The sequence below is a fragment of the Drancourtella sp. An12 genome, assembly GCF_002160935.1.
Taxonomy (GTDB): Bacteria; Bacillota; Clostridia; order Lachnospirales; family Lachnospiraceae; genus Sellimonas; species Sellimonas catena.
Map to the genome: position 1 here is coordinate 150,720 of NZ_NFLO01000005.1, position 22,174 is coordinate 172,893.

The following is a 22,174-nucleotide window of genomic DNA, read 5'->3' on the forward strand; positions in this document are numbered from 1 at the left end:
AGCAGACAGGAGGAAAATGAGATGAAAATACCTGTAGATACCTGTAACACGGTCATCTTCGACCTTGGAAATGTTCTGATCCGGTACAGCGAAGCATTCTGCCTCGATCAGTTTGATTTTGATCCGGACATCAGAGAACGGGTTGCAAATGCTGTTTTTCGCAGCAGTACCTGGTATGAAGGCGATAAAGGGACGTATGGACCGGATGACTGGTGTGACGCATTCATCGCCAATGATCCGGAAATCGAAGAGGAGATCCGGCTTGTCTATGACAGGCTCTGCGAATGTATTCAGCCTGCGGACTACACCCTGGATCTGATCAGCTGGTTCCGTGAGCGGGGATACCGGGTATATTATCTTTCCAACTATTCAGAAGGCCTGTACGAAATGACAAAGGACAGACTTTCTTTTATCGAAACATTTGACGGCGGCGTCTTTTCCTGGCAGGAAAAGTGTCTGAAGCCGGAATCACAGATTTACCAGACACTGCTTAAGCGGTATCAGATCGATCCGGCAAAGGCTCTGTTCTTTGACGATATCGAGGAAAACGCAACGGCAGCCTGCAGGGAAGGAATTCATGGCGTCGTCTTTACTCCGTCTGTTGCCTTTGATATTCTGCACAATCGATAAGTGAAGGAGCGTTTGAATATGCCAAAAGTAGTAAAATTCGGAGGAAGCTCTCTTGCAAGCGCGGCCCAGTTCCAGAAAGCGGGAGAGATCATCCGAAGTGAAAAGTCGAGAAAATATGTAATACCGTCGGCACCCGGAAAACGGAACTCCAGAGATACCAAGATTACGGACATGCTTTACTTATGCTATGACAAGGCCGAGAAAGGGCTGGATTATTCTGAGGAGTGGAAGTTCATTACATCCCGCTATCAGGAAATCATCGACGGGCTTTCCCTTACTCTTTCTCTTGAGAAAGAGTTTGAACAGATCCGGGAGCAGTTTGAGCAGAAAGCAGGACGGCAGTACGCGGCCTCCAGAGGCGAATACCTGAACGGACTGATTATGGCTGCCTATTTGGAGTTTGAGTTTGTCGATGCCGCTGATGTGATCTTCTTCGACAAAGACGGACGTCTTAATACGGAAAAGACCAATTCCATGCTGCAGCAGCGCCTGGAAAATACCGGATGTGCGGTCATTCCTGGATTTTACGGAAGCGATCCGGATGGAAACGTAACCACCTTTTCCAGAGGAGGATCAGATATCACCGGATCCCTTGTGGCAAAGGCCGTTCACGCTGATCTTTACGAGAACTGGACGGATGTTTCCGGATTTCTGGTGGCAGATCCGCGGATTGTCAAGGATCCGGCAGTGATTGAAACGATCACCTACCGGGAACTGCGTGAGCTGTCCTATATGGGAGCGACTGTACTGCATGAGGATGCGATTTTCCCGGTACGAAAGGAAGGAATTCCTATCAACATCCGGAATACGAACCGGCCGGAGGACCCGGGAACCTTGATTGTAGAGGACACATGCCGTCACCCGCGGTTTACGATCACCGGAATTGCCGGCAAGAAAGGATTTGCATCCGTCACGATTGACAAGGCCATGATGAACACGGAAGTCGGCTTCTGCCGGAAGGTGCTTCAGGTATTCGAGGAAAACAATGTCTGTATCGAACACATGCCTTCCGGAATCGATACGATGACGGTGTTCGTTCATCAGGATGAATTTGAAAGCAAAGAGCAGAAAGTCCTTGCGGGCATCCACCGTGCCGTGTCACCGGACTTTATTGAACTGGAATCTGATCTGGCACTGATTGCTGTCGTGGGAAGAGGAATGCGTCAGACGAGGGGAACGTCCGGACGTATCTTCGCGGCATTGTCCCACGCCAATGTCAATGTCAAGATGATTGACCAGGGATCCAGCGAGCTCAATATCATTATCGGCGTGCGCTGCCATGATTTTGAACAGGCAATCACGGCGATATACGATATTTTTGTGAATACACAGCTTTAAAAACAACTTACAGGAAAGATTTATAGAAGAGGTTTTAAAATGAATATTTTATTTTTTCTGCATCCAAAGGCAGAACTGGCTTTTATCTACGATTATCACACAGTACGTCAGGCAATGGAGATTATGGAGCATTATAAATATTCCTGCGTGCCGATTTTGAATAAAGAGGGAAAATATGTCGGAACCATTACAGAAGGGGATCTTTTGTGGGGACTGAAAGATTCCAATACTCTCAATATCCGGCAGGCTGAAAACCTTTCCGTCATGAAATTTGAAAGAAGGCATGATTACCTTCCGGTCAGTATTGAGGCGGATATGGAAGATCTGGTAAAGCGGGCCATGGAGCAGAATTTTGTACCGGTAGAGGACGATCAGCATTTCTTTATCGGTATTGTGACAAGACGTGATATCATCGGATATCTGAATGACAAAGTTAAGGGAAGCGGCGATAAGAATGACGATTGATTTTCACACCCACATTTTTCCGGAAAAGATTGTGGAGCGTACCATCTCCTTTCTGGAACAGCAGTGTGGAGAAAAAGCTCACCTGTCCGGAACATACGAATCCCTCCTGGAATCCATGGAGAAGTCAGGAATCGGGAGAAGTATTGTACTTCCGGTTGTGACAAAGCCTTCTCAGTTTGATTCGATCAACCGGTTCGCAATGGAGGTCACGGAGAAGACCGAAGGAAAGCTTCTTTCTTTTGGCGGGATTCATCCGGCATGCGACCATCTGAAAGAACGGATGCAGGAGCTAAAACGAAATGAATTTCAGGGGATCAAGCTTCATCCGGATTATCAGGAGACACAGTTTGATGATCCCGGCTATCTGAAGATCCTGGATTATGCATCGGAACTGGGATTGATCATCAGTGTCCATGCAGGGCTGGATCCTGGATATCCGGATTTTGTACATGCTACTCCTGCCATGATCCGGGATGTAATTCAGCAGGTTCATCCACAGAAGCTTATCCTTGCCCATATGGGCGGATTTATGCGCTGGGATGAGGTGGAGGAATGCCTGATCGGGAAAGATGTCTGGCTGGATACGGCAGCCTGCTTCACAAAGATTCCGGACGAACAGTTTCTACGTATTGTGTCCGAACACGGAGCGGACCGGATTCTCTTTGCGACAGATTCGCCATGGGCAGGACAGAGTGAATTTCTTCGGTATTTTCAGGGACTGGATCTGCCATCCGTGGTGAAAGAAAATATTCTTTGGAAAAATGCAGAAAAATTACTGAAAAGTGCTTGATTTTCCTAAAAGGTCATGCTAATATATATGAGTATGCCGCACAGCGAGGTTTCAAAGTTTCTTTTCAGGACACCGAAGCTGGCGAGTAATGATAATAGGAGGTGCCATATGTACGCAATTATAGCAACAGGTGGTAAACAGTACAAAGTAGCTGAAGGCGATATCATTAAGGTAGAAAAGCTCGGAGCAGAAGCTGGTACGACTTACACATTTGATCAGGTTCTTGCAGTGAGCAATGACGGACTGAAGATCGGTAATCCGACAGTGGAAGGTGCAACTGTAGAAGCGTCTGTACTTGGAGACGGCAAAGCGAAAAAAGTTGTCGTTTACAAATACAAACCGAAGACAGGCTACCACAAGAAAAACGGTCACAGACAGCAGTACACAGCTGTGAAGATTGAAAAAATCAACGCTTAATCAAAATGATTAAGATTACGGTTTATCAAAATGCAAAAAATGAGTATGTCGGTTTCCTGACAGAGGGACATGCCGGATACGCTCCGGCAGGTGAAGACATCGTCTGTGCAGCTGCGTCAATGCTTGTGATCAACACGGTCAATTCCATTGAGGCCTTCACTCAGGACGAGGCTTCTGTCACAGCCGATGATGAGAGCGGAAAGATCGATTACCGGTTTTTACATTCTCCATCGAAGGAAGCGGCATTACTGTTTTCCGCCATGGTTCTGGGACTTCAGAATATGGCAGAAGATGAAGAGTACAGAAAATATATTGATTTGAGATTCAGGGAGGTGTAAACCATGATGAAATTAAACCTTCAGTTTTTCGCTCATAAAAAGGGAGTTGGTTCTACAAAGAACGGACGTGATTCCGAGTCCAAGAGACTTGGTGCCAAGAGAGCAGACGGACAGTTCGTCAAAGCCGGCAACATCCTTTACAGACAGCGCGGAACAAAGATTCATCCGGGTGTAAATGTTGGACGCGGCGGAGATGACACATTATTTGCTACATCTGACGGTATCGTAAGATTCGAAAGAAAGGGCAGAGACAAGAAACAGGTTTCTGTATACCCGGTAGCTGAGTAGTCATCTGCTGATGCTATGAATCGAAGAACATACAAAGGCTTCAAATCTGGTCGGTTTGAAGCCTTGTTTTTTACACCTTTTCTTTATATAATGTAGTAGAAACAAGCTGTAACACTTTTTTGAGAGGAAAGAAATATGTTTGCAGACAGAGCAAAAATTTTTATAAAATCAGGAAAAGGCGGCGACGGACACGTTAGCTTCCGCCGTGAGCTTTATGTTCCAAACGGCGGCCCGGACGGCGGCGACGGCGGCAAGGGCGGCGACGTGGTTTTTGAAATCGATGACGGTCTGAATACGCTCGTAGATTTCAGACACCGCCGTAAATACTGTGCGGAACCGGGTGAGAACGGCAAGAAAAAGCGCTGCCACGGGGCAAACGGAAAGGACATTGTCCTTCGTGTTCCGGAAGGTACGATCGTAAGAGAAGCGGAGACCGGAAAGGTCGTAGCTGATATGTCCGGTGACAACCGCCGGCAGATCATCTTAAAAGGCGGTAAAGGCGGTCTTGGAAACCAGCACTTTGCAACTTCCACCATGCAGGTTCCGAAGTATGCACAGCCGGGACAGCCGGCCCAGGAACTCTGGGTGAATCTGGAGCTCAAGGTCATTGCCGATGTAGGACTTCTCGGTTTCCCGAATGTCGGAAAATCCACGTTCCTGTCCAGAGTAACGAATGCGAATCCGAAGATCGCCAACTATCACTTCACAACACTGGCTCCAAACCTGGGTGTTGTAGATCTGGCAGACGGAGAGGGATTTGTTCTGGCGGATATTCCGGGACTGATTGAAGGTGCCTCACTTGGAGCAGGACTTGGACACGAGTTTCTCCGTCACATCGAACGTACAAAGATGATGATTCATGTGGTGGATGCTGCCGGAAGTGAAGGAAGAGATCCGATCGAGGATATTTACAAAATCAACGGGGAACTTGAAAAATATAATAAAGAACTTTCCGAACGTCCTCAGGTCATTGCGGCAAATAAGACCGATCTGATCTTCGAAGGCAACGAAGATCCGGTAGAGCGGATCCGGGCAGAGTTCGAGCCAAAAGGATATAAGGTGTTTGCCATCTCCGGCGTGACAGGAGAGGGAATCCAGGATCTGTTATGGTATGTGAATAACGAACTGAAAAAACTGGATTCCAAACCGATCACCTTTGCGCAGGAGTTCTTCCCGGAGGACGAGCTTTTGGTTGCGGATCTTCCGTACACAGTGGAGAAGGAAGAAGACGGCGTCTTTGTAGTAGAAGGACCGAAGATCGAAAAGATGCTTGGATATACCAACCTCGATTCCGAGAAAGGATTCCGCTTCTTCCAGAACTTCCTCAAGGAAGCCTGTATTCTGGAAAAACTGGAAGAGCTTGGTGTTCAGGAAGGCGACACAATCCGGATGTACGGACTGAGTTTTGAGTATTTTAAATAGGAATAGAGTGAAAAACAGAAAGGAATATACACATGACGTCAAAGCAGAGAGCATATTTGAAAAGTCTTGCCATGACTATGGATCCGATTCTTCAGATCGGAAAATTCAGCATGACGCCGGAACTGACCGGTGCTGTACAGGAAGCACTGGAAGCAAGAGAACTGATCAAGATCAATGTTCTGAAAAACTGTGCAGATGATCCGCGTGAAATCGCGGAGATGCTTGCTGAGCGCACTCACTCTCAGGTAGTGCAGGTCATCGGCAAAAAGATCGTCCTTTACAAAGAGGGCAAAAAAGAGAAAAAGAAAATCGAACTTCCGAGGTAGCCAGATGAAGACAGGAATCATGGGAGGAACCTTTAATCCTATTCATAACGGACATCTGATTCTTGCAGGACATGTGATGGATGAGTTCGGTCTTGACGAAATCTGGTTTATGCCAAATGGTAATCCCCCGCATAAGCAGCCGGAAAAGACCGGTGCAGGGATGGGAGACCGTCTGGAAATGGTAAAGCTTGCAATCAGCGGGAAGCCGCATTTTTCCCTTCAGCCTTATGAAGTGGAAAAGGATACGGTTTCCTATTCCTATGAAACAATGGAATATTTCAAAGACGCTTTCCCGGAGAGGGAGTTCTTCTATATTGTAGGGGCAGATTCCCTTTTTCAGATGGAAACATGGCGGCATCCGGACCGGTTTTTACATTCCTGTTCCATTATTGCCGCAAAGCGCGATTTAAGTGAGACAGATGCAGCCATGGAGGCTCAGATCCGGCATCTGGAAAACAGATACGGAACGACGATTCTGTTTTCCCATTCTCCGGTATTTGAAGTGTCATCCAGTGAAATCCGTGAGATGGTAGAAGAAGGAAAGGATATCAGCCGGCTAGTTCCGTCTGATGTGGCTTCCTATATTTCTGACCATCGTCTATACAGGGAGGAATAGAAGATGAGCAATGCAATCCATAAGATGCGTAAAAAAGTGAAAAAATACCTGGATCAGGACAGATATGAGCACACGCTTGGCGTGATGTATCTGTGTGCATCCCTGGCCATGCGTTACAATGAAGATATTAATGAGGCCATGATCGCAGGTCTCCTTCACGACTGTGCCAAATGTATCCCGTCCAAAAAGAAAATCCGGCTCTGTGAGAAATACCATTTATCGATTTCAGAAAGCGAGCGTCAGAATCCGAGTCTGCTTCACGCAAAGCTTGGCGCCTACCTGGCAGCAACGAAATATCATGTCCGGGATCAGCGGATTCTGGATGCGATCATCTGCCATACGACCGGAAAGCCGAAGATGACCATGCTGGATAAGATTCTTTATATCGCGGACTATATCGAGCCGGGAAGAAAAGAGGCACCGAATCTTCCGGAAGTCAGAAAACTGGCTTTTCAGGATATTGACGCCTGCCTTTATCTGATTCTGAAGGATTCCCTTGCCTACCTTCACACCCGCAATCTGGCCATTGACCCTATGACAGAGAAGACATATTTATACTATAAGAACTATCTGAACAAATAATCAAAAACAGGAGGAAGATGGATGAGCAACGCATTAGAAACATCAAAAAAGATGGCAGCCGCTGCCTGCCGTGCGCTGGACAGCAAAAAAGGCGAAGATATCCGGGTCATTGATATCTCGGAAATCAGTGTACTGGCCGATTATTTCATCATTGCAAACGGAAACAGCAACAGTCAGGTACAGGCTCTTGTAGATAACGTTGAGGAAGAGCTTGCAAAAGAAGGATATACCGTAAAACAGCGGGAAGGCTATGGCCTTGGGAACTGGGTGCTGCTCGATTTCGGAGATATTATCGTCCATGTATTTGATAAAGAAAACCGTCTTTTCTACGATCTGGAACGTATCTGGAAAGATGGAAAGACGATCTCCATGGAAGATCTGGAAAAGTAAATCCTGACAGGAGATGAAGAAAAGGCTGCGAACCTCAGGTGCTCGCAGCCTTTTGTAATATCAATATCCTTATCTCATAAATCTCAGCAGGCCGATCATCTTTCCGAGAATCGTAACTTCATCAACAATGATCGGATCCATGGCGTCATTCTCCGGCTGAAGCCGGTAGTGTCCGTCCTCTTTGAAAAACCGTTTCACTGTAGCCCCGTCCTCTACAAGGGCAACGACAATCTCGCCATTTTCCGCAGTCGGTCTCTGCTCGACCAAAATATAATCCCCGTCAAGAATTCCGACATTCACCATACTGTCACCGCGCACACGAAGGAGAAATGTCTGATTGTTTGGAAGGCGCTCTACCGGAATCGGGAAATAGTCTTCAATATTCTGCTCTGCCAGAAGCGGCTCTCCTGCAGCTACACGTCCGATAATCGGCACCTGTGCCATCTCGCGGCGTGTCAGATTAAACGACTCGTCCAGAATCTCGATCGCACGCGGCTTCGTCGGGTCTCGCCGGATGTACCCGTTCTTCTCCAGCGTCTCAAGATGAGAGTGGACAGAAGAAGTAGATTTCAAATGTACTGCTTCGCAGATTTCACGCACTGCCGGCGGAAATCCTCTTTCTAAAATCTGCGCTTTTATATATTCAAGAATCTCGGATTGCTTTTCTGTAATATTTCCGTTACCCATGGAATGTCCTCCTGCTTTTAATGTCTCTGTCAGACTACATACTTTTTTTCTATTTTATCACAGCAAGGTATAAAAGGCAAACAAATGTTTAGAAAATATGTTCGATCTGATTCCTTTTTGTAAAAAAAATAAGTGAATAAATATCTTGACTTCTATCTACCTTGCTATATAATGTAGACAAGAACCTTATTATACAAGGTAGAATGGAGGGAACGTTATGTTAAAAAAGAATGAGAAAAAAGGACTGATCATTTATTTGGGAACAGTATTTGGCATCACTTTGTTGATGGGCTTTCTGGTGAGAGCAGCTTTCCGAAACAATCAATCCGTTAGTATTTATGCCGGTGTACAGATGCTGTATCCTGCGATGGGAGTGATCATTGCAGGATTTTTCACACGCAAAGACCTTTTTCAGAAAATGAAACGCATTTACTGGACTTATCTGATCGCTGGAGTTGTCTGTATCCTCGCCCTTATACTTTACACCTTTTCCGGCAGTTCACTTTCAACCACGATGATATCTATTGCTGTAACAATCGGTGCGTTACTGATGTTTGTATGGATTTTTTTGATGGACAGTCCAACAAGAAATGCCTCTGGATTTGGTCTTGACAATAAAAATGTGCGAACTTTTATAAAATATGTGCTTCTGTTTTTGGCTTTCCAGATCATGGATATAGTAGTCAGTACCGTTTATCTGTTTTTCATCGGGGAACTTGCTTTCTCTGATTTGTCTCAGATGATCCACAGTGCACCATCAACTGCAGTTGTATTTTTAGTAAAATTATTCTTACTAATACCAGGGTTCTTTTTAAATTTCATGTGTTTCTGGGGAGAAGAGTACGGATGGCGGTATTTCCTGCAGCCGCTTTTGCAAAAAAGATACGGAATCTGTAAGGGGCTGGTCCTTGTTGGTGTGATCTGGGCGGTGTGGCATCTTCCGCTTACGCTCTATTATTATTCTCCGGAAGCACCAATGCAGGAAATGGTTTACCGGATTGTATTCTGCATCTGTCTTAGTTTTGTGATGGGATATTTTTATATGAAACTAAACAGCATCTGGCTTCCTGCCATCATGCATTATTTAAACAACGGAATGGGCGCCTTGTTTACAAATCCAACAGCTGCGTCTCAGACAGAAGCACGAATTCTTTCCTGGCCGGATGTTTTTGCTAGTTCCATCATTATACTAATATTAACAATACCGTTTTTCGCTTTGTGTCACAGAATGAAAGAAAAATTCGTCAGATCGCCAAAACTATGCGAATAAATCAAAATTCTCACAAAAATTTTACATTATTTCTAAAAAATTTGTTTGAAATCTCTCACAAATATGCTACGATGTTAATATAGATTAATTTATGTAAGGAGTGATAAGGTTGGGCGAATTGAAGAAAAGACAACTTGAAGTGATGGATGTATTGTGGGAATCCGGTGAACCTATGATTGCATCCGAAATTGTAAAAGCAAGAGAAGATCTGAATGTCAATACTGTGCAGGCTGCCCTCAGAAGCCTTGTTAAAAAGAATTATATTGAAGTAGCGGATATTGTTTACAGCGGGACAGTATTATCAAGGAGATATCGAACTCTTATTTCTAAGGAAGATTATACAAATTCCATCGAAACAGATTTAAATAAAATTCTGCATAACCCATCCTTGTTTGCACACTACATCGATCAGATCGAAGAATTGGATCTCATTACAAAGTTAGAGCAGATTGTACATGAAAGAAAAGAGCAGTTGACAAATGAATAATATGACTATTTCTTAACGCGGGATCGTTGTGATCCCGCGTTTTTTCTTGATAATTTGCTAAGTTGCTCATAGTTAGCGTTAAACCATACTATTTAATTCTCTGTAAAACCAATCACCAAACATTTCTAAAAAGACTGGTTTTGCAGATTTTTTTATATTCTTTTTCAGTAACAGAACAAATGCTTGCATACATTCAAAAAACGATTGACAAACATATGTTTGGACGTTATACTTAATTACAGAAAGAACAAATGTTCGCCCTTGAACGGTGAATAGTTTTTTAGAAACCGGATACACTTTTTCAAAAGAGAAGACCTGACAGGGATCGATAGAGGAGGATTGAGACTATGCAGGGAACTACAGCTACGATTCATACAAGAACAGCCAGAAGCGCAGCCGCGAGAAAGCAGCACGCGAAAAGGAAGCGTGCCGCACGTAAGAGAAGATTTCTTTTTATCTTACTTCTTTTACTTGTGGCAGTTACATCATTTACTCTTGGAAGCTTTTTATCAAGTGCCAGGGGAAGCCGTGAGGAAGATCCGTCCTATTTCAAATATTATAAGAATATTGAGGTAAAGGCGGGAGATACGCTTCACAGTCTGGCCGAAGAATACAATGAGCCTTCGGTCTCTTCTGACCGTGAGTACGTCAGTGAGATCCGAAAGCTCAATCACATGAAGTCCAGTGGTTTAATTCCGGGGCAGTCCCTGATCATTACCTATTATGACACCGAATATAAGTAGGACGTTTCCTATTTATGGCCTTCTGTACCACATACCCGGTACAGGAGGCCTGTTTGTTACTTTATGCTTTTTTATTTTTCCCGTGCTGTACCGCATAGTATACCGGTAAACCTACCAGTGTCAGCAAAATGCTGAATACCGACATGAGCCAAGCACGCATACCGGAGAGGAACAGCTGGTTAATAATGATATAGATACCACCTGCAATAGCGATCAGCGGAATGACCGGATAACCCGGTACCCGATAGGTACGATGCAGATCCGGTCGGTCTTTCCGGTATTTCATCACACCGATAAAAGTCAGGGTATAGAAGGTCCAGCTGGAAAAGACAGCCAGATCTGTCAGAAGATTAAACTGTCCTGTCAGCGCAAGCACGGAAGCGATCGTTCCGACCAGAATCAGACTGTTCGGCGGCACCTGATTTTTATTCAGCCTTGCAAGGCGTCTGCTTCCCGGAAGGCTTCCCTTGTCAGCCAGGAAATAAGCGACACGTGATCCGGAAAAGATAAATCCGTTGCATGCCCCGAATACCGAAATCATGATTCCGACTGATACGATTCTTCCACCCATCTCGCCGAACAGCGCAATGGCCACCGCAGATGCAGGCGCTGAAAGGGTTGCAAGCTCCGATGCCGGGAGTACCTGAAGGTAAGCAACATTGACGATGCAATACACTCCTGTAATAATGGAAACTCCGCCGATGATAGCAATCGGAAGATCTCTGGCAGGTTTCTTCATTTCTCCGGCAATTGCCCCTACGGATGTCCATCCTTCAAATGCAAACAATACTGCGACAATGAGCTGTCCCATTACAACAGCCGGATTCAGTCCTTCCCCGATCATCGGCTCAAAAACCGGATAATTGCCGGTGCCTTTCCAGAATCCAAAAACAGTCAGAAGGATCAGCGGAATCATCTTACACACCGTAAAGAGGATCTGGATGCCGCCTCCGATTTTGGAGCCAAGTGTATTCAAAAACACAATAAAAAAGATCACAAGGATCGCAAGCGGTACAATCACCGCGTCTCCGACAAACAGCGCAGCCTGCTGTGCAAAGGCTACAGCCAGTGCCGAGATCATGGCCGGATAAAAAAGAACCATCTGGGACCATCCGGCAAGAAACCCAAGCTTTGGTCCGTAGATCCTGCTGATATAAGTCGGGATCCCTCCGGTTTCCGGAATCAGGATTGCGATTTCCGAAAAAGTAAGTGCGCCTGCGATACTGATCAGACCGGTAATCAACCAGGCCAGAATGCCAAGACCGGGAGCACCTCCTGTTGCGGTAAAAATCGCCTGTGGTTTAAAAAAGACACCGGAACCAATCACACAACCCACAACGGTTGAAGTGGCAGTTGCAAGTCCCAGGTTCTTTTTCAGTCTTCCTGAATCACTTCCCTGCTGCATCTGAAACCATCCCCTTTCCTCATAGTCTATCTATATTCATCATGCATACAGAAGTTGTCTCTTTTTAGTTTTATGTCTGATAGTATAACATAAATCCGACCGCTCCGCGACTGTCATTCTTTATGAAATCTTAAGAAACTATTGCAAGTCTCCTTTAGATTTAGAGGGTATCCTATACTTAGCAAAGGAGGAAATGGACTATGAGCATTCAGATTTTGGCAGATTATTTTTTACAATATGGAGCATTTTTTATTTTTCTGATTGTTCTTCTGGAATACCTCAATCTGCCGGGGTTCCCTGCGGGTGTCATCATGCCTCTTTCCGGTATCTGGGCATCCAAAGGAGAAATTCATTTTGGTGTTGTACTGATTCTGACCGTTCTGGCCGGACTGATAGGAAGCTGGCTTTTGTATTTAATCGGGCGCCTCGGCGGAAAGACCGTGCTGGGCTGGTACTTCCGCAAATTTCCAACGCAGGAGCCGCTCATCCGGGAAAAAATGGAGATGCTTCGGAAAAAGGGCTGCATAGGTGTTTTTATCAGTAAGCTGCTCCCTGTTGCCCGCACTTTGATTTCCATTCCTGCTGGCATGATCCGGATGAATTTCTGGACCTACACCGTCAGTTCTTTTTTCGGGGTTCTGGTCTGGAATCTGGTATTTGTCGGTGCCGGATACTTTCTCGGTGAAACAGCGATTCTGGCGTGACAGGACTTTGTGCAGGCAGAACAGTCTAAATCATAGAAGCGTAAGAAGATCCTGACGATAATGCCAGGATCTTCTTACGCTGTCTTAGTTTCTCATTGATCAGATTTCAGATTTACCGATAGGATTTCTCATAAATAGCAGCGCATTCTTCATCGCTGAGCGGCACGCGGTCACACATGAACAGTCCGCCCATGGTTGCACGTGCGTTTTGTGCCAGTGTCAGGAATTCAGACGGTTCCATACCGTAGTCGGACATTTTCAGATCCGCTACCTGGCAGTCTTCCTGGAGCTTTCCAAGTGCTGTGATGAAGTCCATCGGCTCTTTGGCATCTTTCATGCCGAGCGCCTGTGCCATTCTTACGAAACGGTCATCACAGGCATGTTTTTCGATAAAGTGAGTGAAGTATGCCTTGGAGATCATGATCAGTCCGGCACCGTGCGGCAGATCGTGATGGTAGGCGCTCATGGCGTGTTCCATCGAATGTTCGCTTGTGCAGGCGCTCAAAGTCATGACTACACCGGACAGTGTATTGGCAAATGCCACATGTTCTCTCGCCTCAATGTCAGAGCCGTCTTTCACAGCACGGGCAAGATAAGCTCCGATATTTTCGATGGCAGTCAGTGCGTACATATCACTGATCAGATTAGCCGGTGCTGCAATGTAGCACTCCACGCTGTGGAAGAGGGCATCAAATCCCTGATATGCCGTAAATTTCGGCGGAACGGATGTCATAAGCTCCGGATCTACAACAGCGATGCGCGGGAAGAGGGAATCGTATCCTCCAAAGCCGATTTTCTCTTTTATTTCATCGTTGGAAATAACGCCATACTGATCGACCTCACTTCCTGTTCCGGCCGTCGTTGTCACTGCGATAATTGGAAGCGGTTCTTCTTTCAACGGAAGGGCTTTTCCGGTTCCTCCTGCTACATAGTCCCAGAGATCCCCGTCATTTGTTGCCATTGCCGCGATTGCTTTGGACGCGTCCATAACGCTGCCTCCTCCGAGTGCAACGATAAAGTCACAGCCGTTTTCTCTGGCGCATGCTGCCCCTTCCATCACTGTGGATTTCAGCGGATTTGCCATGATTTTATTAAATACAACAAATGGAATGCCGGCTTTCTCAAGCTCTTCCTGTGTACGGGAGAGTGCGCCATTTTCGATCGTGGATTTTCCGTTTGAAATGGTAATCAGCGCTTTTGTTCCAGGCATTGCCTGTTCATGAAGATGATTTAACTGTCCTGCTCCGAACAGGATTCTTGTCGGTACATACATTTGAAAACTCATTTTGCTTTACCTCCTGATTGACTTCTATTGTATTTACAGGTATAATTCCTTTGAACTTAACCTTCGTTTAGAATATACAACTTAAAGTCAACTTTAAGTCAATAGAAAAATATAAAAAACTGAAAAAAGGTGGTGAAAAGATGTATTATACGATCGGAGAAGCGGCAAAGAGAATGAATCTCTCCACGTCTGCTCTGCGCTATTACGACAAAGAGGGTCTGCTGCCGTTTGTAGAGCGGACAAGCGGCGGAATCCGGATGTTTCAGGATGAGGATTTTGACTGGCTTGAGATCATCGAGTGCCTGAAAAAGACCGGGATGCCGATCAAGGAGATCAAAGAGTTTGTAGACTGGAGCATGGAGGGCGACTCCACCATCGACCAGAGACTGGAGCTCATCAAAGAGCAGCAGGAAGTCGTGAGACTTCAGATAGAGGCGATTCAGGAAAATCTGAAGATTCTGAATTACAAGCGCTGGTATTACGAGACAGCAAAGCAGGCTGGCACCTGCGACGTGCACAAGACAATGAAGCCGGAGGACATCCCGGAGGAATTCCGTGAGATTGCCCTTCACAATAAGAAAAAGAATATCGTTACGATGGAAAGGTCGGGAAAAGGCAATGAAAGAGAATCCTTATGACAATGAACTTTTTTTCAAGAAATACAGCGAGATGCTCCGATCCAGAGAAGGATTAGACGGTGCAGGAGAGTGGAGCGAACTGAAAAAGCTTCTCCCGGATTTTAAAGACCGCAGTGTCCTGGATCTGGGATGCGGCTATGGATGGCACTGTGGATATGCCGCCGCCAACGGGGCATCCCGTGTGCTTGGAACAGATATTTCCGCAAAAATGATCGAGACCGCCAAAGAGAAAAACAACCGTCCGGAGATTACCTACCGTCAGAGTGCTATGGAAGATCTGGACCTGGAAGACGGATCATTTGACGTCGTATTAAGTTCTCTCGCATTTCACTATGTCGAAAATTTTGAGGCGGTCGTAAAAAAAATTCACCGCTGGCTGACACCGGGAGGATATTTTACCTTTTCCGTAGAACATCCGGTATTTACGGCTTATGGAAGCCAGGACTGGTACTACGATGAAGAGGGAAACATCCTGCACTTCCCGGTAGATAATTACTACTATGAAGGGCAGCGGGACGCCGTCTTTCTTGGAGAACATGTGACCAAATATCACCGGACACTGACAACGTATCTCCAGACACTTTTTGCAAACGGGTTTACGCTTCTGGATCTTGTGGAGCCGATGCCGCCCCAGGAGATGATTGATCTTCCTGGAATGAAAGATGAGATGCGCAGGCCGATGATGCTTCTGATCGCAGCACAGAAAAAAGACTGATGGAATTCATTTCCGTCAGTCTTTTTTCGTATCTTTTTTATTCGCCGATCAGTACATCCAGTACGTCCCGGATTTTTCTGACCGGGATAATGGTCAGACGTTCTTTTACTTCCTCTGCCACATCTTCCAGATCTTCCACATTGTCCTGCGGAATGAATACCTTCTCGATTCCGGCTCTCTGAGCCGCCATCAGTTTTTCCGGCAGACCGCCGATCGGGAGAACATATCCACGCAGGGAAACTTCACCTGTCATGGCATATTCCGTAGGTACTGCCTTTCCTGTCACAAGAGAGGAGAGGGCGGTAACCAGTGTGATGCCGGCGGACGGTCCGTCTTTCGGGATCGCTCCTGCAGGAATATGAATATGTAAATCGTGATCCTCCAGTACCTTTGTCTCTTCCGGATAATAAATTTTGACAAGACTCAGGGCAATCTGGATGGACTCCTTCATCACGTCTCCCAGCTGTCCTGTGATGGTGACTTTACCGTCACCCCGCATCAGACGGCTTTCGATATAAAGGATCTCTCCACCGGCAGCAGTCCAGGCAAGGCCGGTCACAGTTCCCGGATCTGCCTCGGTAAGCCTCATGTCATGATGCAGCTGCTTTCTTCCAAGCAGTGTACGCAGATCTCCCGGCTGGACAGAGAGCTTCTCCTCCGGATTTTTCACAAGCCGGACAGCCAGTGCCCTGCACATGGCATCGATCTGCTTTTTCAGTCCACGGACACCAGACTCCATCGTGTATTCTGTAATGATCTGTCTTAAGACTTCTTCCGGAATCTCCAGCTTTTCCGCCGGAATCCCCATGGCTTTTTCCGCCTTTGGAATCAGGTGGCGTTTGGCAATCTGAAGTTTTTCTACTTCCGTGTATCCGCTGAAGGAGATAACCTCCATCCTGTTCAGAAGCGGTTCCGGAATGGTATCGGTTGTATTCGCCGTACAAATAAACAGAACATTGGAAAGATCATACGGAACATTGAGATAGTGGTCCGTAAAGGTATTGTTCTGTTCCGGATCAAGCACCTCCAGAAGGGCGCTCGCCGGATCGCCGCTGTAATCTTTGGAGAGTTTATCTACCTCATCCAGTACGACAACCGGATTGGAAGATCCGCTGCGCTTAATGCCTTGCATGATCCGGCCCGGCATGGCTCCGATATAGGTCCGCCTGTGTCCGCGAATCTCCGCCTCATCCCGGACGCCGCCCAGGCTGATTCGTGCGTAGGACCGTCCAAGGGCTCTGGCAATGCTCTGTCCGATACTTGTCTTTCCGGTTCCCGGTGCACCGGTAAACAGAAGGATCGAACCAGACTGTTTCTTGTTCAGGGACATAACGGCAATCTGCTGGATAATCCGCTCCTTGACTTTCTTCAGGCCGTAGTGGTCTTCATCCAGAATCCGCTGTGCCTCATCCAGATCTACCGGAGAAGATTCCGGAACTTCCCAGGAAAGAGAAGTAAGGAAATCCAGATAATCATACAGCATTCCGTACTCGTGACCGTCCTGGCCTTCCTGTTTCATTCGTCCAAGTACTTTTTCCGCCTCTTTTCTTGCGGTCTCGTTCATTTTGGATTCTTCAATTTTCTTTTCAAACATCTGGATATCCGTCACATTTTCCGGATGCATTTCATCCAGTTCCTGCTGCAGATATCCGATCTGTTTTTTGATGGCTGCCTCCCGGTACAGCTGTTCCTGATCATCTTTCTGCGCGCTTTGTGCTTCCTCGGAAACTTTGGAAACTTCCACAAGCTCATATATGGCCTGCTCCATACGATTAAAGCGCTCCCTTTCTGAATCTGCCGCAAGAATCTGATATTTTTCATCCGGTGTCAGATTCAGATATTCCGTCAGTGTACAGACCGCTTCCTCCATATTGTTCCACTGAAGGATATAGCTTCTGGCCCACATTCCCCACTGGTATTTCTGCACAAACTGCAGAAGCGCACGCTGGATCCGTGTAAACCGCTCGGATTCTTCTTCCTTCGGCAGATCATCTACCTCTGCCCGGACACATGCCTCCGCCTCAATATACCCGTCGTGAATTTCGATCTCTGAAATATCTACCCTTTCCAGAGTATGAACATGGATACTGCCGTCTTCCTCGATCGAATCGATCCGGGCCGAAACGCCGATCGGATAAAAGTCCTCAGGCTGCAGTTCTTCCCGCGGTTTATTATCCCGCAGAACGAGGAAAAGGATTCGTTCCTGTGCTTCTATCTGAACCGGACTCCAGTCTTTTAAGAAATCATTCTTGAAATAGTAATTTACATCCGGAAGCAATACAAGATTATACATTGGTCTTACAATCATAAAACCCCTCCTTATTAGCCAACATACTTATTGAGTGCTAACGATTATAAAATAACATGATTTTCAGCGGTTGTCAAACAGATGTAAAAGAAAGGTTTATTTTGTCGTACAGCACCCGGTTCTAGCATATCTTTTACAATTTCCTCATAATTTTCTCACATTTTCCGCTAAGGTAAATCTGGTGTAGAATTACACAATCATATTATGAAACTATCAGGATGAGGAGATATACAATGAATGATTATCATAAAAAAGCGGAAGCAGTCCTTCAACAGGTCAATCAGGTGATCCTTGGAAAAGAGCAGGAGACTGCCGAGATTTTCCTTGCATTTCTGGCGGACGGGCATGTCCTTTTAGAAGATATTCCGGGAATCGGAAAGACAACCATGGCACTTAGTTTTACCCGCTCCATGGATATGGAATGCCGCCGTGTTCAGTTTACGCCGGATGTCCTTCCTTCCGATCTGACCGGATTTTCCCTTTATAAAAGAGAAGAGGAAGCCTTTGTCTTTCAGCCGGGAAGCGTTTTCTGCAACCTGCTTCTTGCAGACGAGATTAACCGGACATCGCCAAAGACCCAGTCAGCGCTTCTGGAAGTGATGGAAGAACGCCAGGTATCAGTGGATGGAGTAACAAGACCGGTTCCGCGGCCGTTTCTTGTGATTGCAACCCAGAATCCGGTAGATCTTGCCGGAACACAGCCTCTTCCGCAGGCCCAGACGGACCGGTTCATGATTTCATTAAGTCTTGGTTATCCGGACTTTGAAAATGAACTTCAGATGGTCATGGAGACGGGCGCCGGGAGCAGGGCCGGACAGCTTTCTCCTGTAATTTCCAGAGAGGATTTTCTGGCAATGCAGGAGCAGATCCACAGCGTCTATCTGAAACAGGAAGTAGCAGAATACCTGCTTCGCCTGATCCGTGAGACCCGTAGCCACCCGCTTGTGGATTCCGGCGCAAGTCCGCGCGCAGCAGGAGCCCTGGCAAAAATGGCAAAGGCATCCGCATGGTTTCAGGGCAGGGACTATGTTTCCCCTCAGGACGTTGGCGTTCAGTTCCCGTTCGTCGTCCGGCACCGTCTGATTCTGAGTCTGGAGGCCAGAAGAAAACAGGCCGGGGCAGATGCTGTCGTGGAGGAAATTCTGAGAAAAATCAAGCCTCCGCATCCTGGGGTGCTGCACCGATTTATAAAATTTTTAGAAGAAGATTCTGCATAAATATGTTATAATAAAGTATAATTTGTCACAGTTTCCTGTGAAAATGAAAAGAGGGAAATAGGTATGGAACATAAAGGAACATGTCTTCTTGAGACGGACCGGCTGTATCTTGGCCGGTTTACAATGAAAGACGTCCATGCTGTCTATGAAAACTGGGCAAAAGATCCGCACGTCACAAAATTTCTTTCCTGGCCTGCACATGTCGATCCTGGCCTTACCAGACAGATTCTTCTGGAATGGATCGAATCCTATCTAAAGCCTGATTTTTACCAGTGGAGTATCACGTTAAAAGACTGCCCCGAAAACCCGATCGGAACTATCAGCGCAGTCAAGATTGATGAGGAGCTTGAGAGCATTTCCATCGGATACTGTCTTGGAAGTGCCTGGTGGAACCGTGGAATTATGACGGAGACACTTTCTGCCATTATAAGCTTTTTCTTTGAGCAGGTGGGCGCCAACCGGATTGAAGCCTGTCACGATACAGAGAATCCTGCCTCCGGAAAAGTCATGCAGAAATGCCGCATGACATATGAGGGGACTCTTCGTCAGGGCGGGAAGAATAACCGGGGAATTGTGGATCTGGCCGTTTACAGTATTCTGGCAGAGGAGTATGCGACTTTATGAAAATCTAAAAAGAAAAGAGGTTGATGATGGAAAAACTCAGAGAAAAAGTAAAAGAATCTCTCTCAAGCGTCCTTCCGATCACTGTCATTGTGCTGCTTTTGAGTATTCTGTTGATCCCGATGGAAGTGGGAGCGTTTTCCCTCTTTCTTGCCGGAGCGGTATTCCTGATCTTCGGGATGGGATTCTTTCAGCTCGGTGCCGACATTTCCATGACGCAGCTCGGACAGGGCATCGGCGGACAGCTTATCAAAAAACGAAATCTTCTATTTATTGTCGGTGGATGCTTCCTGATGGGTGTTCTGATCACCATTTCGGAACCGGATCTTCAGGTTCTGGCAAACCAGGTGGCATCAATTCCGAACAGAGTCCTCGTACTGACAGTCGCAGTCGGGGTAGGTATTTTTCTTGTCGTTGCAGTTCTTAGAATTCTGTTTAAAATCAGTCTTTCACGTCTGTTGACGTTAATGTACCTTCTCTTGTTTTGGGTTGCCCTTGCAGCACCCGGTGAATTTCTTGCGGTTGCGTTCGATTCCGGCGGAGTAACGACCGGACCGATGACCGTACCTTTTATTATGGCACTTGGAATCGGTCTGTCAGCGGCCAGAAGTGATAAAGACAGTGCCAATGACAGCTTCGGCCTGATTGCTCTCAGCAGTATCGGACCGATTCTGATGGTTCTGCTCCTTGGGATTTTTTATCACCCGACCGACGCCGTCTATACAGCGGTCACCATTCCGGATGTAACAACTACACGGGATGTGATCAATCAGTTTCTATGGGCACTGCCACAGTACACGGAAGAGGTGATCATCAGCATGCTTCCGATCCTTGCCGTATTTGTACTGTTTCAGGCGGCAACAAAAAAATATCACAGAAAGCAGCTTTTTAGAATGTGTATTGGTTTTGTCTACACGATTATTGGACTGATCATGTTCCTTGTCGGAGTCAATGTCGGATTTGCTCCGGTTGGAAATCTTCTGGGCGAGCAGATGGTTTCGAGTTCCTACCAGTGGCTTCTGATTCCGGTAGGAATTCTGATCGGATATTATATTGTAAAAGCGGAACCTGCCGTACAGCTATTAAATCATCAGGTAGAAGATATCACAGACGGTATGGTAACAAGAGGACAAATGAACATCTGTCTGTCGATTGGAGTAGCAGGAGCAGTAGGGCTTGCAATGATCCGGGTTCTGACCGGAATTCCGGTTTACTGGATCCTGATTCCCGGATACATTCTTGCCATTGGAATGAGTTACCGTGTTCAGCCGATCATTGTAGGAATTGCATTTGACTCCGGCGGTGTGGCAAGCGGTCCGATGACATCTACATTTCTTCTCCCTCTGACAATGGGCGCATGTACCGCACTGGGAGGTAATGTCGTGACAGACGCGTTTGGAGTCGTCGCCCTGGTTGCCCTGGCACCTTTGATCGCGATTCAGATCATGGGCCTTGTATATGAACACAAACTGAAAAAAACTTCCAGAACACAGGAACACATTCTGGAAGATACCATTATCGAATTGGAGGATGAAGAGGTATGACGCCACATTTATTCGCACTTCGTCTGCTGTTGATTATCACAGATACCGACACGGACAAGAGCATCAATCATCTGTTTACGGAAGCAGAACAGCCGATTTATTACCAGTTCCGCGCCCAGGGAACGGCCAAAACAGAGATTCTTGATATCTGCGGTCTTGACGGAAGTACGAGAGTGATTACGGCCGCACTTATTCCAAAGAGTAAAATCAGCGAAATCTTTGAAATGCTGGAAAAAACCTTTGAGATCCGCAAGAAAGGGAAGGGTATTGCCTTGACGCTGCCGATCACAGGTGTCCAGGCAAGCATGCTTAACTTACTTAGTGCCGAACAGGAAAAAATAGCAAAAGCTCATATAGAAAGGAAGGTTCAGCAAATGATTAACGAAACTTCATATGCCATGATTACGGTGGCGGTTCGTGAAGGGTTCAGTGACGAGGTGATCGATGCCGCAACAAAGGCGGGAGCAAGCGGAGGATCTGTCATTCGTGGACGAAGAAGGGGAACAGAAGCCGTCGTACAGTTTTTAGGAATTTCCATGCAGGAGGAACAGGAATTTGTCATGATCATTGTGCCAAGAGAGAAAAAATCCTATATCATGAATGAAATCAGTTCTGCCTGCGGATTACAGACCGAGGCACACGGAATCATTTTCTCAGTACCGGTCGATGAAGTTCTCGGAATCCATGAACCGTAGAATAAGAAAATAAAAGTAAAAAGAAGACTGAAAGCCATGAGAACTTTTTTACATACTTTGTGTAAAATGATTTTTCATGGCTTTTTTACGTCCATGGCTTCTGAACAAGCTCAAAACAGCAGTTTGTCTGCACAATTAGTTTAGCGGACAAATACAGATTTATCCGAAAAAGTCTGGCTTTTTCCTTTGTTTTATGTTAAACTACTCTCAGAAACCCCAATTTGACCAACGGCCCGCAACTGGAACATTTTTA

The 22,174-nt window shown here is 46.2% G+C and carries 26 protein-coding genes; 22 read left to right on the forward strand and 4 right to left on the reverse strand.

All coding sequences use genetic code 11. The features are described 5' to 3' along the window. Positions 1-21: 21 nt before the first annotated feature. The 12 genes from B5E64_RS07395 (at position 22) to rsfS (ending at position 7,602) form a co-directional block, all read left to right on the forward strand. Entirely contained in the window at positions 22-630 is a 609-nt protein-coding gene (locus tag B5E64_RS07395) for an HAD family phosphatase (RefSeq protein ID WP_087167878.1), read from the forward strand. An 18-nt stretch (positions 631-648) separates the two neighbouring features. After that, positions 649-1,968, forward strand: coding sequence for an aspartate kinase (locus tag B5E64_RS07400; RefSeq protein WP_087167879.1), 1,320 nt, complete (start codon positions 649-651; stop codon positions 1,966-1,968). Between the two features lie 39 nt (positions 1,969-2,007). Further along, on the forward strand, positions 2,008-2,433 hold the full coding sequence (locus B5E64_RS07405) for a CBS domain-containing protein (protein WP_087167880.1): 426 nt from the start codon (positions 2,008-2,010) through the stop codon (positions 2,431-2,433). Continuing rightward, a complete protein-coding gene (locus B5E64_RS07410) occupies positions 2,393-3,223 on the forward strand; it encodes an amidohydrolase family protein (protein WP_242960116.1) in 831 nt (276 codons plus the stop codon). Before B5E64_RS07405 ends, B5E64_RS07410 begins: the two co-directional genes overlap by 41 nt. A 108-nt stretch (positions 3,224-3,331) precedes the next feature. After that, positions 3,332-3,640 (forward strand): 50S ribosomal protein L21, encoded by a 309-nt coding sequence (rplU, locus tag B5E64_RS07415; protein ID WP_087167882.1) that lies wholly within the window; start codon positions 3,332-3,334, stop codon positions 3,638-3,640. 5 nt (positions 3,641-3,645) lie between these two features. Continuing rightward, complete coding sequence (locus B5E64_RS07420) at positions 3,646-3,978, forward strand: ribosomal-processing cysteine protease Prp (RefSeq protein WP_087167883.1); 333 nt, start codon at positions 3,646-3,648, stop codon at positions 3,976-3,978. Between the two features lie 3 nt (positions 3,979-3,981). After that, positions 3,982-4,266 carry a 50S ribosomal protein L27 gene (gene rpmA / locus B5E64_RS07425; RefSeq protein WP_024732559.1) on the forward strand — a complete coding sequence of 95 codons (285 nt, stop codon included), beginning with the start codon at positions 3,982-3,984 and terminating at the stop codon, positions 4,264-4,266. Positions 4,267-4,401: 135 nt separating this feature from the next. After that, positions 4,402-5,688, forward strand: a complete 1,287-nt coding sequence (obgE, locus tag B5E64_RS07430) for a GTPase ObgE (protein ID WP_087167884.1) — start codon at positions 4,402-4,404, stop codon at positions 5,686-5,688. A 32-nt stretch (positions 5,689-5,720) separates the two neighbouring features. Continuing rightward, positions 5,721-6,014, forward strand: a complete 294-nt coding sequence (gene yhbY, locus B5E64_RS07435; protein ID WP_087167885.1) for a ribosome assembly RNA-binding protein YhbY — start codon at positions 5,721-5,723, stop codon at positions 6,012-6,014. Positions 6,015-6,018: 4 nt separating this feature from the next. Next, complete coding sequence (gene nadD / locus B5E64_RS07440; protein ID WP_087167886.1) at positions 6,019-6,630, forward strand: nicotinate-nucleotide adenylyltransferase; 612 nt, start codon at positions 6,019-6,021, stop codon at positions 6,628-6,630. A 3-nt stretch (positions 6,631-6,633) separates the two neighbouring features. Continuing rightward, on the forward strand, positions 6,634-7,212 hold the full coding sequence (yqeK, locus tag B5E64_RS07445) for a bis(5'-nucleosyl)-tetraphosphatase (symmetrical) YqeK (protein WP_087167887.1): 579 nt from the start codon (positions 6,634-6,636) through the stop codon (positions 7,210-7,212). Between the two features lie 21 nt (positions 7,213-7,233). Continuing rightward, positions 7,234-7,602: a ribosome silencing factor gene (gene rsfS / locus B5E64_RS07450; protein WP_087167888.1), complete on the forward strand. Its 369-nt coding sequence runs from the start codon at positions 7,234-7,236 to the stop codon at positions 7,600-7,602. Positions 7,603-7,671: 69 nt separating this feature from the next. Here the strand turns inward: rsfS and lexA are convergent, their stop codons facing one another. Then, positions 7,672-8,289, reverse strand: a complete 618-nt coding sequence (lexA, locus tag B5E64_RS07455; protein ID WP_087167889.1) for a transcriptional repressor LexA — start codon at positions 8,287-8,289, stop codon at positions 7,672-7,674. A gap of 217 nt (positions 8,290-8,506) precedes the next feature. Between lexA and B5E64_RS07460 the strand changes: the two genes are divergently transcribed. The 3 genes from B5E64_RS07460 (at position 8,507) to B5E64_RS07470 (ending at position 10,789) form a co-directional block, all read left to right on the forward strand. Beyond that, on the forward strand, positions 8,507-9,559 hold the full coding sequence (locus B5E64_RS07460) for a type II CAAX endopeptidase family protein (RefSeq protein WP_087167890.1): 1,053 nt from the start codon (positions 8,507-8,509) through the stop codon (positions 9,557-9,559). Between the two features lie 109 nt (positions 9,560-9,668). Further along, positions 9,669-10,046, forward strand: coding sequence for a BlaI/MecI/CopY family transcriptional regulator (locus B5E64_RS07465; protein ID WP_242958938.1), 378 nt, complete (start codon positions 9,669-9,671; stop codon positions 10,044-10,046). A 347-nt stretch (positions 10,047-10,393) separates the two neighbouring features. Then, positions 10,394-10,789, forward strand: coding sequence for a LysM peptidoglycan-binding domain-containing protein (locus B5E64_RS07470; RefSeq protein WP_087167891.1), 396 nt, complete (start codon positions 10,394-10,396; stop codon positions 10,787-10,789). Positions 10,790-10,850: 61 nt separating this feature from the next. Here B5E64_RS07470 and B5E64_RS07475 read toward each other — a convergent pair whose 3' ends face one another. Further along, entirely contained in the window at positions 10,851-12,194 is a 1,344-nt protein-coding gene (locus tag B5E64_RS07475) for an amino acid permease (protein ID WP_087167892.1), read from the reverse strand. 200 nt (positions 12,195-12,394) lie between these two features. Here B5E64_RS07475 and B5E64_RS07480 point away from each other — a divergent pair, with 200 nt between their 5' ends. Continuing rightward, a complete protein-coding gene (locus tag B5E64_RS07480) occupies positions 12,395-12,898 on the forward strand; it encodes a DedA family protein (protein ID WP_087167893.1) in 504 nt (167 codons plus the stop codon). A gap of 112 nt (positions 12,899-13,010) precedes the next feature. On the opposite strand, the gene B5E64_RS07485 is transcribed toward B5E64_RS07480, so the two are convergent. Then, positions 13,011-14,183, reverse strand: a complete 1,173-nt coding sequence (locus B5E64_RS07485) for an iron-containing alcohol dehydrogenase (protein ID WP_087167894.1) — start codon at positions 14,181-14,183, stop codon at positions 13,011-13,013. Positions 14,184-14,323: 140 nt separating this feature from the next. Between B5E64_RS07485 and B5E64_RS07490 the strand changes: the two genes are divergently transcribed. Beyond that, positions 14,324-14,821, forward strand: a complete 498-nt coding sequence (locus B5E64_RS07490; protein ID WP_087167895.1) for a MerR family transcriptional regulator — start codon at positions 14,324-14,326, stop codon at positions 14,819-14,821. Then, positions 14,802-15,536 carry a class I SAM-dependent methyltransferase gene (locus B5E64_RS07495; RefSeq protein WP_087167896.1) on the forward strand — a complete coding sequence of 245 codons (735 nt, stop codon included), beginning with the start codon at positions 14,802-14,804 and terminating at the stop codon, positions 15,534-15,536. The genes B5E64_RS07490 and B5E64_RS07495 overlap by 20 nt, the downstream gene beginning before the upstream one ends. A 37-nt stretch (positions 15,537-15,573) precedes the next feature. Here B5E64_RS07495 and lon read toward each other — a convergent pair whose 3' ends face one another. Further along, positions 15,574-17,844, reverse strand: coding sequence for an endopeptidase La (gene lon, locus B5E64_RS07500; protein WP_087167897.1), 2,271 nt, complete (start codon positions 17,842-17,844; stop codon positions 15,574-15,576). 233 nt (positions 17,845-18,077) lie between these two features. Between lon and B5E64_RS07505 the strand changes: the two genes are divergently transcribed. The 4 genes from B5E64_RS07505 (at position 18,078) to B5E64_RS07520 (ending at position 21,921) form a co-directional block, all read left to right on the forward strand. Then, positions 18,078-19,061 carry a MoxR family ATPase gene (locus B5E64_RS07505; RefSeq protein ID WP_242960117.1) on the forward strand — a complete coding sequence of 328 codons (984 nt, stop codon included), beginning with the start codon at positions 18,078-18,080 and terminating at the stop codon, positions 19,059-19,061. A gap of 63 nt (positions 19,062-19,124) precedes the next feature. Further along, positions 19,125-19,685 (forward strand): GNAT family N-acetyltransferase, encoded by a 561-nt coding sequence (locus B5E64_RS07510; protein ID WP_087167899.1) that lies wholly within the window; start codon positions 19,125-19,127, stop codon positions 19,683-19,685. A gap of 26 nt (positions 19,686-19,711) precedes the next feature. Beyond that, positions 19,712-21,226 carry a DUF1538 domain-containing protein gene (locus B5E64_RS07515; RefSeq protein ID WP_242960118.1) on the forward strand — a complete coding sequence of 505 codons (1,515 nt, stop codon included), beginning with the start codon at positions 19,712-19,714 and terminating at the stop codon, positions 21,224-21,226. Next, positions 21,223-21,921: a transcriptional regulator gene (locus B5E64_RS07520; RefSeq protein WP_087167901.1), complete on the forward strand. Its 699-nt coding sequence runs from the start codon at positions 21,223-21,225 to the stop codon at positions 21,919-21,921. Before B5E64_RS07515 ends, B5E64_RS07520 begins: the two co-directional genes overlap by 4 nt. The last annotated feature ends 253 nt before the right edge of the window (positions 21,922-22,174 follow it).